Raw genomic sequence first — 10328 nt, 5'->3', positions numbered from 1 at the left:
GAGGCGTGGGCCCGTGTGGTCGCCGGCTACGGACTCGCCGCCGTCGTCCACCTCTTCATCGGCCACGCCATCGCCGGCCGCCTCCGCCGCTACTGAGGCGGCCGGCTCAGGTGAGCGGACAGCAGTCCGGGTCCAGGCCCCTGGGCAGGTGGTCGCCGCCGAACACCGCGCAGGTGGCCTCGTGGCCGCCGAGGGCGGCGACCGCCAGCAGCAGTGAACCGGCGGTCCAGGTGGTCAGTTCGCGCGGCCAGATCGCGTCGTCGTCGAAGACGTAGCCCGTCCAGTACAGGCCGGTCTCCGGATCGCGCAGGTGCTGGATCGACTGGAGCACCTCCAGCGCACGGTCGGACTCGCCCATCGCCCAGAGGGCCAGGGCGAGTTCGGCCGACTCGCCGCCGGTCACCCACGGGTTGGGCACCACGCAGCGCACCCCGAGTCCGGGGACGACGAAACGCTCCCAGCCCTCCTCGATACGGGCCTTGGCCTCCGCGCCGGTGAGCGCGCCGCCGAGCACCGGGTAGTACCAGTCCATGGAGTAGCGGTCCTTGTCGAGGAACCGCTCCGGGTGGTGCCGGATCGCGTGCCGCAGCGCGCCCGCCGCCAACTCCCAGTCCGGCTGCGGCTCTTCGCGCTGCTCGGCGATGGCCAGCGCGCAGCGCAGCGCGTGGTGGACGGAGGAGGAGCCGGTGAGCAGCGCGTCCGCGGTGGGCGTGCCGTCGTCGTCGCGCCGCCAGCCGATCTGTCCGCCGGGCTGCTGCAGCCGCAGCACGAACTCCACGGCCGCGCACACCACGGGCCACATGCGGTCCAGGAACGTGTCGTCGCCGGTGGAGAGGTAGTGGTGCCACACCCCGACCGCGACGTAGGCGACGAAGTTGGTCTCCCGGCCCCGGTCGGTGACGTCGAGCGGGTCGCCGTCGGCGTAGGCCGCGTACCAGGAGCCGTCCGCCACCTGGTGCCGGGCCAGCCACAGATAGGCCCGTTCGGCGGCTTCGTGCTCGCCCGCCGTGTCCAGGGCCATCGCGGCCTCGACGTGGTCCCACGGGTCGAGGTGGTGCCCCCGGAACCAGGGGATCGCCCCGTCCTCCCGCTGCACCGCGAGGATGCCGGCGACGGTCTCGGCGGCCTGGCCGGCCGTGAGGACCCCGGGCAGGACCAGGTGTTCGGTCCGGGGGGTCGTCACGTGGCGTCCGCCTCGGCCCCGGCCGCGGCGCGCGGCAGGTGCGGCTTGGTCGCGTACGCCACGAAGCTCTTGCCGATCAGCGGGTTCAGCGCCTGCTCCGCGACCCGGGTGGCCAGCGGCTTCTTCATGATGTCCCAGACCAGCAGCTTGTGGTACGCCCGTACCGGCAGGGCCTTGTCGTTGTCCACGCCGAACGCGCACTTCAGCCACCAGTACGGCGAGTGCAGCGCGTGCGCGTGATGGGTGCCGTACGGGCGCAGGCCCGCCCCGCGGATCTTCGCGAGCAGTTCGTCCGCCTTGTAGATGCGGATGTGGCCGCCCTCGACCTCGTGGTAGGCGTCGGACAGCGTCCAGCACACCTTCTCCGGGCCGTAGCGCGGCACGGTGATGGCGATCCGGCCGCCGGGCCTGAGCACGCGCACCATCTCGGCGAGGACGCCCTTGTCGTCGGGGATGTGCTCCATCACCTCGGAGATGATGACGACGTCGAAGGACTCGTCGGGGAAGGGCAGGGCGAGGGCGTCGCCCTCCATGGCGGTGGCGGTGGCCCCGGCGGGTGCCTCCCCGGCCTCCTTCATCGCCGCGAACCACTTGGCGACCTCGCGGATCTCCTCGCCGTTCTGGTCCAGCGCCACGACCTGGGCGCCGCGCCGGTAGCACTCGAAGGCGTGCCGGCCGGCCCCGCATCCGAGGTCCAGGACGCGGTCGCCCGGGGCGAGCGGGAACCGGGAGAAGTCGACGGTCAGCACGTGGCCCTGCTTTCGCGGTCGGAGGTGTCGGCTGCGGGCACGGACACGGCGGCGGCCGTGTCCGCGGGGGTGTCGGGAGCGGCGTCCCCGGCGACCGGGGCGTCGGGGGCCGCGGGCTCGGGGCGGTCGACGGCCCCGGTCGCGGCACGGTCCGCGGTCCGGGCACCGGAGCGGTCGGCGGTCCGGGTACCGGGGCGGGCGGCGCCCGTGTCCCGGCCCGCACCCGCCATCGCCTCGCGGTAGCGGGCCACCGTGCCCTGGGCCGCACGCGCCCAGGTGAAGTGCCGCAACACCCGCTCCCGTCCGGCCGCCCCGAGCCGGGCGCGCAGTTCCGGGTCGCCGAGCAGCCGGGTCAGCGCGGCGGCCAGCGCCCCCGCGTCGCCGGGCGGTACGGCGAGACACGTCTCCCCGTCACGGCCGGCCACCTCGGGAATCGCCCCGCCGGTGGTGGCGACCAGCGGGGTGCCCGTGGCCATGGCCTCGGCGGCCGGCAGCGAGAACCCCTCGTACAGCGACGGCACGCACGCGACCTGCGCCGACCGCACCAGGTCGACGAGTTCGGCGTCCGAGATGCCCTTGACGAACTCGACGGCGCCTTCGAGGCCGTACCGCTCCATCGCCTGCGCGACGGGCCCCTCCACGGGCCGCTTGCCGACCACGACGAGGTGGGCGTCGGGCTGCTCGGCCCGCACCTTCGCCAGCGCCTCGACGAGGAAGACCAGCCCCTTCAGCGGCACGTCCGCGCTGGAGGTGGTCACGATCCGGCCCGGTACGACCGGCACCGACGGATCGGGCGCGAACAGGTCGGTGTCGGCGCCGATGTGGACGACGTGGACCCTGTCCCGCCGTACACCGAGATCGTCGACGATCTCCTGGCGGGAGCTTCCGGAGACGGTGAGCACGGACGGCAGGCGGCGCGCCACCCTCTTCTGCATGCGCGTGAAGGCGTACCAGCGGCGCACCGAGTAGCGCCGCTGCCAGTTCTCGGCGGCGTCCAGCTCGAGGCGCCGGTCGACGGTGATGGGGTGGTGGATGGTGGTCACCAGGGGGGCGCCGAGGTCGCCGAGCAGGCCGTAGCCGAGGGTCTGGTTGTCGTGGACGACGTCGAAGTCGCCGCGCCGGGCGCGCAGATGGCGGCGGGCGCGCAGGGAGAACGTCAGCGGCTCGGGGAAGCCGCCGGTCCACATCGTGCCGACCTCGAGCGCGTCGATCCAGTCCCGGTACTCGTCGCGCTTCGGGGTGCGGAAGGGGTCCGGCTGGCGGTAGAGGTCGAGGCTGGGCAGTTCGGTGAGGACGGGTCCGTCGCAGGCCTCGTCGTGGATCTCGTCGAGGACCGGGTACGGCTGGGCGCCGATGACCTCGACGCGGTGCCCGAGGCGGGCGAGTTCGCGGGAGAGGTGGCGTACGTAGACGCCCTGCCCGCCGCAGAACGGGTTCCCCTTGTAGGTGAGGAGTGCGATGCGGAGCGGTCGCAAGCCGTCGGATGCGGGCCCCCGCGAGGACCCGGCCTGACTGGCCTCAGCGGTCACTCTGGGCCCCCTTCTCCCTGCACTGTCCCGCGAGATTACGACGGGACGCTGATCTAGAACAAGTTTCAGAGTTGATCGTTCGGAGGATCTGAATCTACCGGCAGGTAGGGGCACCGGGAGCGGTGGATCAGGTGATTCACGCCACGACGGACGGCATGCCATGCTGTCTGATCATCCACCCTCACCGACTGTCACGGACGGGACCCATGCCTACGGAAGCCAACAGGGACAAGGCGGCCAGGGCAGCCACGGCGGACAAGGCGGGCAAGGCGGCGGCGACGGAAGCCGGCACCGCACGGCCCGCCCCGGCCTCACCGCTCACCGAGCGCCAGGAGGCGCGTCGGCGCCGCATCCTGCGGGCGTGCGCGCAACTGGCCGGCCGGGGCGGATTCGACGCGGTGCAGATGCGTGAGGTCGCGGAGTCCTCCCAGGTGGCGCTCGGGACGCTGTACCGCTACTTCCCGTCCAAGATCCACCTCCTGGTCGCCACCATGCAGGACCAGCTGGAGACCCTGCACGGCACGCTGCGGAAGAAGCCGCCGGCCGGCGAGACCCCGGCCGAGCGGGTCGCGGAGACCCTGATGCGGGCCTTCCGTGCGCTCCAGCGGGAGCCGCACCTGGCCGACGCGATGGTGCGCGCCCTGACGTTCGCGGACCGCAGTGTGAGTCCGGAGGTCGACCAGGTCTCCCGGCAGACCACGATGATCATCCTGGACGCCATGGAGCTCACCGATCCCACGCCCGAGCAGCTCTCGGCCGTCCGGGTCATCGAGCACACCTGGCACTCGGCCCTGATCACCTGGCTCTCGGGCCGCGCCTCCATCTCCCAGGTCAAGACAGACATAGAGACGGTGTGCCACCTGATGGACCTGACGGCCCCGGAGGCGGCGGACGCCCGCTGAGCCGTCGTGGCCACTCCCCTTCCCGCGGGGGTGCGGGTGCGGTGTGCGTCCCACGGTTGACGTGACCCCGCTCACCGAAGCCACCCCTGGCCCCTTCCCTACGGGCGGGTAGAGTGTCGGCGTCGTCATCACACCGTACGGGGGGAAGCCGGTGCAATTCCGGCGCTGACCCGCAACCGTAAGCCGCCCCGAGGCGGTGAGCCGGACTTCCCCGCACGGTTCATGACCGGCTCACGTGCCCGGCGGACCCGCCGGCGCACCGGCACCGTCGAGGTATACGGAGCCGAGCCGCCGGGGTGTCCCGCGCTGCCCGGCTCCCCGCAGGGAAGAAGGCACCCGCCGATCATGAATGTTCGCCGCAGCGCAGCGGTCCTGGCCGCCGTCGCCGTGATCGGCGCCGCCACCCCGGCCGCCGCCGACACCACCCCGTCTCCGTCCCAGGCGCTCCCCTCCGCCCTGTACGGCGACGGCGACCCGCAGTACGACGGCGTCTGGCGCCAGTCGCTCGCCCTGCTCGCCCAGCACACGGTGGGCGTCGAGCCGCCGAAGGCGGCCGTCGACTGGCTCACCGGCCAGCAGTGCGCCGACGGCTCCTTCGCCCCGTACCGCGCCGACACCGCCACGGCGTGCGACGCGAAGACGATGGTCGACACCAACCAGACCGCCGCCGCCGTCCAGGCCCTCGCCGCGCTCGGCGGCCACGACGACGTCACCGAGAAGGCCGTCGGCTGGCTGAAGTCCGTACAGAACAAGGACGGCGGCTGGGGCTACACGGCGGGCGGCGCCAGCGACACCAACTCCACCTCCGTCGTCGTCGGCGCGCTCGCGGCCGCCGGTGAGAAGCCGGCCGAGGTGAAGAAGGACGGCAAGTCCCCCTACGACGCCCTGCTGACGCTGGCGCTGCCCTGCGAGGGCGACGGCGCGGGTGCCTTCGCCTTCCAGCCGGACAAGAAGGGTGAGCTGGTCGCCAACGCGGACGCGACGGCGGCGGGGGTCATCGGCTCGCTCGGCGCGGGCCTGGCCGCCGGGCCCGGCAAGGGCGGTTCCGGGGAAGCGGCGTGCGAGAAGGCCGGCGACCCGGAGCAGGCCGCCGCCAACGGTGCCGCCTACCTCACCGACGCCCTCGCCGAGAACGGCCACCTCACCTCCGCCCTCGCCGGTGCCGAGGACCAGCCCGACTACGGCAACACCGCCGACGCCGTGGTCGCGCTCGCCGCGCAGGGTGCCGGCGAGCAGGCCGCGAAGTCCCTGACCTGGCTGGAGAAGAACGCCGCCGGCTGGGCGGCCCAGAGCGGCCCCGCCGCCTACGCCCAGCTCATCTTCGCCGCCCACGCGACCGGCGCCGACCCGCGCGACTTCGGCGGCACGGACCTGGTGAAGCGGCTGGGCGCGACGGGCCCGGCCGCCGAGAAGACCCTGAAGGCCAAGGCGGACGAGAAGAAGGAGAAGGAGGAGTCCGACTCCGGCCTCGGTGTCTGGTGGTTCGTCGGCGTCTGCCTGGTCGCCGGCATCGGCATCGGCTTCCTGATCAGCGGCCGCAGGAAGCGGCAGCCGTGATCCGCCGGGCCACCGTCCTGTTCCTGGCCGCGCTCCTGCCCCTGCTGGCGGGAGCGGGCCAGGCGGGGGCCGCCGGCTACCGCTACTGGTCGTTCTGGGAGCAGGACGGCACGGCATGGACGTACGCCACCCAGGGCCCGTCCCTCGCCCGTCCCTCCGACGGCGACGTCCACGGCTTCCGCTTCTCCGTCAGCGAGGACTCCGCCGACGCGACGAAGCCGCGCGGCACCGCCGGCTTCGACACCATCTGCGCGAAGACCCCGGCGGCCGACGGCAGGAAACGCGTGGCCCTGGTCATCGACTTCGGCACCCCCGCCGACGCCCCGTCCGGCGAGACCCCGCCGGCCGGCCGCACGGCCTGCGCCCAGGTCCCCGAGGACGCCACCACGGCCGAGGCCCTGGCCTCGGTGGCCGAACCCCTCCGCTACGACACCAACGCACTGCTGTGCGCGATAGCGGGCTACCCGGAGAAGGGCTGCGGAGAACAGGTCTCGGCGGAGAAGACCCCCGCTCCCGCCGAGGAGAAGCCCGAGCCGGACGACTCGGGCGGCCCGTCGATCGGCCTGATGGCCGGAATCGCCGTGGTGGCCCTCCTCGGAGCAGCGGCCATCTGGCAGGCCCGCCGCCGTGCGTCGTAACTGCGGGCAGTCGTACGCAGCTGCGGGCAGTCGTGCCGCTGGAGCGATGGGGGTCCCCCCGCTCGAGCGAAGCCGGGAGTGGGGGAGGGTGGGCGCAGCTGCACCCCGCAAGCGCGGGCAAGCAGAACCCACCCCCGCCCCCCACCAACACCGCCCCCGACTCCACCCCGGCGCCTGGTGGCTCTGGTCCCTCTCTCTCGGCACCGCCGCCACCCGTACCACCAACCCCCTCCTCCTCACCCTCCTCATCACCGTCTCCGCCTACGTCGTGGCGACCCGCCGCCCCCACACCCCCTGGTCCCGCTCCTACGGCGCCTTCCTCAAACTCGCCCTCGCCGTCGTCCTCATCCGCCTCGCCTTCGCCATGATCCTCGGCTCCCCCATCCCCGGCACCCACACACTCGTCCACCTCCCCGAAGTCCCCCTCCCCCACTGGGCCCAGGGCATCCGTCTCGGCGGCAAGGTCACCGCCGAAGCCCTCACCTTCGCCCTGTACGACGCCCTCCGCCTGGCCACCCTCCTCATCTGCGTGGGCGCCGCGAACGCCCTCGCCAACCCCTCCCGCCTCCTCAAGTCCCTCCCCGGCGCCCTGTACGAACTCGGCGTGGCCGTCGTCGTCGCCCTCACCTTCGCGCCCCACCTCATCGCCGACGTCCGGCGGCTGCGCGCCGCCCGCCGGCTGCGGGGCCGGCCCGACAACGGCATCCGCGGCCTGCTCCAGGTCGGACTACCGGTCCTGGAGGGCGCGTTGGAGCGTTCGGTCGCCCTCGCCGCCGCGATGGACGCCCGCGGATACGGCCGTACCGCCCGGGTACCTCCCGCCGTCCGCCGTACCACCGCCGCCCTCACCCTCGGCGGTCTGCTCGGCGTCTGCGCCGGAACGTACGGGCTGCTCACCGCCGAGGGCGGCACCTACGGCCTGCCCGTCCTCCTCGCCGGTGTCGCCGCCGCCCTCGCGGGCCTGTGGCTCGGCGGCCGGCGCACCCTGCGCACCCGCTACCGCCCGGACCCCTGGGGTACCAGGGCCTGGCTGGTCACGGCGTCCGGAGTCGCCGTAGCGGCCCTCCTGGCCCTCGCCGCCTCCCGCGACCCGGCGGCCCTGCACCCCGGCGTGGTCCCGCTCGTCGCGCCCACGCTGCCCCTGTGGCCGGCGGCGGCCGTCCTGATCGGCCTGCTCCCCGCCTTCATCACCCCCGCCCCCGAGGCGGCCACGGACACCCGCAAGGAGCCGACGACGTGATCCGCTTCGAGAACGTGTCGGTGACGTACGACGGAGCGGCCGAACCCGCCGTCCACGGCGTCGACTTCGAGGTCCCCGAGGGCGAACTGGTCCTCCTCGTCGGCCCGTCCGGCGCCGGCAAGTCGACGGTGCTTGGCGCGGTGAGCGGCCTGGTCCCGCACTTCACCGGCGGCACCCTGCACGGCAGGGTCACGGTCGCCGGCCGTGACACCCGTACCCACAAGCCGCGCGAACTCGCCGACGTCGTGGGGACGGTGGGCCAGGACCCGCTCTCCCACTTCGTGACGGACACGGTGGAGGACGAACTCGCCTACGGCATGGAGTCGCTGGGCCTCCCTCCGGCCGTGATGCGCCGCAGGGTGGAGGAGACCCTGGACCTCCTCGGTCTCGCCGGCCTCCGCGACCGCCCCATCGCCACCCTCTCCGGCGGCCAGCGGCAGCGCGTGGCGATCGGCTCGGTCCTCACCCCGCACCCCCGGGTCCTGGTCCTCGACGAGCCGACCTCCGCACTCGACCCGGCCGCGGCCGAGGAGGTCCTCGCGGTCCTCCAGCGCCTGGTCCACGACCTCGGCACCACCGTCCTCATGGCCGAGCACCGCCTGGAACGCGTCATCCAGTACGCCGACCAGGTGGCCCTGCTGCCGGGCCCCGGCGAGCGGCCGTGGCTCGGCACCCCGCCGGAGGTGATGGCGGTCTCCCCCGTCCACCCCCCGGTGGTCGGCCTGGGCCGCCTCGCCGGCTGGTCCCCCCTCCCCCTGACGGTCCGCGACGCCCGGCGCAGGGCGGGCCCGTTGCGCGACCGCCTCGCCGACAGGCGACCGCCCGCCCAGGAACCCGCGCCGAAGCCCACACCCGCCCCCAGGCGCCTGTTCCCGCGCAGGAAGCCCGGCACCCCGGGCCCCGCCCCCGTGGCCGAGGTCCGCTCCCTCGCGGTCCGCCGCGACCGTGTCCAGGCTCTGCGCGGGGTCGACCTGACCGTCGCCCCCGGCGAGACGATCGCCCTCATGGGCCGCAACGGCGCCGGGAAGTCGACGCTGCTCAGCGCGCTCGTGGGCCTGGTCGCCCCCTCCTCGGGCTCGGTCCGCACCGGCGACGCGGTCCCCCACCGCACCCGCCCCCGCGACCTGGTCCGCCGCGTCGCCCTGGTCCCGCAGGAACCCCGCGACCTCCTGTACGCCGACACGGTCGCGGCGGAGTGCGCGGCCGCCGACGAGGACGCGGGCGCCGAGCCGGGCACCTGCCGCGCCCTGCTGACCGAGCTGCTCCCCTCGGTGGCCGACGACACCCACCCCCGCGACCTGTCCGAGGGCCAGCGCCTGACCCTCGCCCTGGCGGTCGTCCTGACCGCGCGCCCGCCCCTGCTCCTCCTCGACGAGCCGACCCGCGGCCTGGACTACGCGGCGAAGGCCCGCCTGGTGACGATCCTGCGCGGACTGGCCGCCGAGGGTCACGCGATCGTCATGGCCACGCACGACGTGGAACTGGCGGCGGAACTCGCCCACCGGGTGGTCCTGCTCGCGGAGGGCGAGGTGATCGCGGACGGCCCGGCGGCGGAGGTGGTCGTGACGTCCCCGTCCTTCGCCCCGCAGGTGGCGAAGATCCTCGCCCCGCAGCACTGGCTCACGGTCTCCCAGGTCCGGGAGGCGCTGCGATGACCGCCGCCGGAAGCACGCCCACCCAGCGCCAGACCCGGGCCGTCCGCCTGGGCCCCCGCTCCTGGGCGGCCCTCGCCCTGGTGAGTGCGGTGGGCGTGGCGGGCGTCGGCTGGCCCTTCCTCGCCCCGCCCGACTCCTCCGTGAACGCCCACGCCCAGGACGCGCCGTGGCTCTTCGCGGGCCTCCTCGTCCTGCTGGTGGCGGTCGTGGCGGCGACGATCTCGGAATCGGGCCTGGGCCCGAAGTCGGTGGCGATGCTCGGCGTCCTCGCGGCGACGGGCGCGGCCCTGCGCCCCATCGGCGCGGGCACGGCCGGCCTGGAGCCCATGTTCTTCCTCATGGTCCTCAGCGGCCGGGTCCTCGGCCCCGGCTTCGGCTTCGTCCTCGGCTCGGTGACGATGTTCGCGTCCGCCCTGCTCACCGGCGGGGTCGGCCCCTGGCTGCCGTTCCAGATGCTGTCGATGGGCTGGTTCACGATGGGCGCGGCCCTGCTGCCGGGCGCCGACCGGCTGCGCGGGCGCGCGGAGCTCTGCCTGCTCGCGGTGTACGGCTTCCTGGCGGCCTTCGCCTACGGCACGGTGATGAACATGGCGGGCTGGCCCTTCATGTCCGCCCTGGCCTCGAACATCTCCTTCGACCCGGACGCGCCGCTCCCCGCCAACCTGGCCCGTTTCCTGGCGTACTGCCTGGCCACGTCCCTCGGCTGGGACCTGGGCAGGGCCCTGGTCACGGTCGCCCTGACCCTCACCCTCGGTACCCCGGTCCTGAAGGCCCTGCGCCGCGCCACCCGCCGTGCGGCCTTCGAGGCGCCGGTCACATTCGAGGAGACCCCTCGGTGAGCGGCCGCTCGCACCTGGTGAACAAGTGGGTGAAGG

At 74.2% G+C, this 10328-nt stretch carries 9 protein-coding genes and 1 riboswitch; of the genes, 6 read left to right on the top strand and 3 right to left on the bottom strand.

Features of this window, described 5'->3' with window-relative positions:
* Positions 1–106: 106 nt before the first annotated feature.
* From ACF1DX_RS03475 to ACF1DX_RS03465, 3 genes are read right to left on the bottom strand one after another with little or no spacing between them, the layout of a single operon-like run.
* Positions 107–1183, bottom strand: a complete 1077-nt coding sequence (locus tag ACF1DX_RS03475; protein WP_391789558.1) for a prenyltransferase — start codon at positions 1181–1183, stop codon at positions 107–109.
* Entirely contained in the window at positions 1180–1932 is a 753-nt protein-coding gene (locus ACF1DX_RS03470) for a class I SAM-dependent methyltransferase (RefSeq protein ID WP_391789557.1), read from the bottom strand. The genes ACF1DX_RS03475 and ACF1DX_RS03470 overlap by 4 nt, the downstream gene beginning before the upstream one ends.
* On the bottom strand, positions 1926–3461 hold the full coding sequence (locus ACF1DX_RS03465; protein ID WP_391789556.1) for a glycosyltransferase: 1536 nt from the start codon (positions 3459–3461) through the stop codon (positions 1926–1928). Before ACF1DX_RS03465 ends, ACF1DX_RS03470 begins: the two co-directional genes overlap by 7 nt.
* A gap of 206 nt (positions 3462–3667) precedes the next feature.
* Here ACF1DX_RS03465 and ACF1DX_RS03460 point away from each other — a divergent pair, with 206 nt between their 5' ends.
* The 6 genes from ACF1DX_RS03460 to ACF1DX_RS03435 all read left to right on the top strand — a co-directional run bounded on the left by ACF1DX_RS03460 (position 3668) and on the right by ACF1DX_RS03435 (position 10292).
* The gene (locus tag ACF1DX_RS03460; protein WP_391789555.1) at positions 3668–4363 is read left to right on the top strand and encodes a TetR family transcriptional regulator; all 696 of its coding nucleotides are present in this window, start codon (positions 3668–3670) and stop codon (positions 4361–4363) included.
* Positions 4364–4458: 95 nt separating this feature from the next.
* A riboswitch (cobalamin riboswitch) is annotated at positions 4459–4596 on the top strand.
* Positions 4597–4708: 112 nt separating this feature from the next.
* The gene (locus tag ACF1DX_RS03455; protein WP_391789554.1) at positions 4709–5920 is read left to right on the top strand and encodes a prenyltransferase/squalene oxidase repeat-containing protein; all 1212 of its coding nucleotides are present in this window, start codon (positions 4709–4711) and stop codon (positions 5918–5920) included.
* On the top strand, positions 5917–6558 hold the full coding sequence (locus ACF1DX_RS03450) for an SCO2322 family protein (protein ID WP_391789553.1): 642 nt from the start codon (positions 5917–5919) through the stop codon (positions 6556–6558). The genes ACF1DX_RS03455 and ACF1DX_RS03450 overlap by 4 nt, the downstream gene beginning before the upstream one ends.
* 46 nt (positions 6559–6604) lie before the next feature.
* Positions 6605–7798, top strand: a complete 1194-nt coding sequence (locus ACF1DX_RS03445; RefSeq protein ID WP_391789552.1) for an energy-coupling factor transporter transmembrane component T — start codon at positions 6605–6607, stop codon at positions 7796–7798.
* Positions 7795–9453, top strand: a complete 1659-nt coding sequence (locus tag ACF1DX_RS03440; protein WP_391789551.1) for an ABC transporter ATP-binding protein — start codon at positions 7795–7797, stop codon at positions 9451–9453. The genes ACF1DX_RS03445 and ACF1DX_RS03440 overlap by 4 nt, the downstream gene beginning before the upstream one ends.
* Entirely contained in the window at positions 9450–10292 is an 843-nt protein-coding gene (locus ACF1DX_RS03435; protein WP_391789550.1) for an ECF transporter S component, read from the top strand. The genes ACF1DX_RS03440 and ACF1DX_RS03435 overlap by 4 nt, the downstream gene beginning before the upstream one ends.
* Positions 10293–10328: the final 36 nt, after the last annotated feature.

It is taken from the genome of Streptomyces sp. NPDC014676 (assembly GCF_043084105.1).
In the GTDB taxonomy this organism is placed as follows: domain Bacteria; phylum Actinomycetota; class Actinomycetes; order Streptomycetales; family Streptomycetaceae; genus Streptomyces.
The sequence above is the reverse complement of the archived record's forward strand: the minus strand, read 5'-3'. Positions and strand labels throughout refer to the sequence as shown.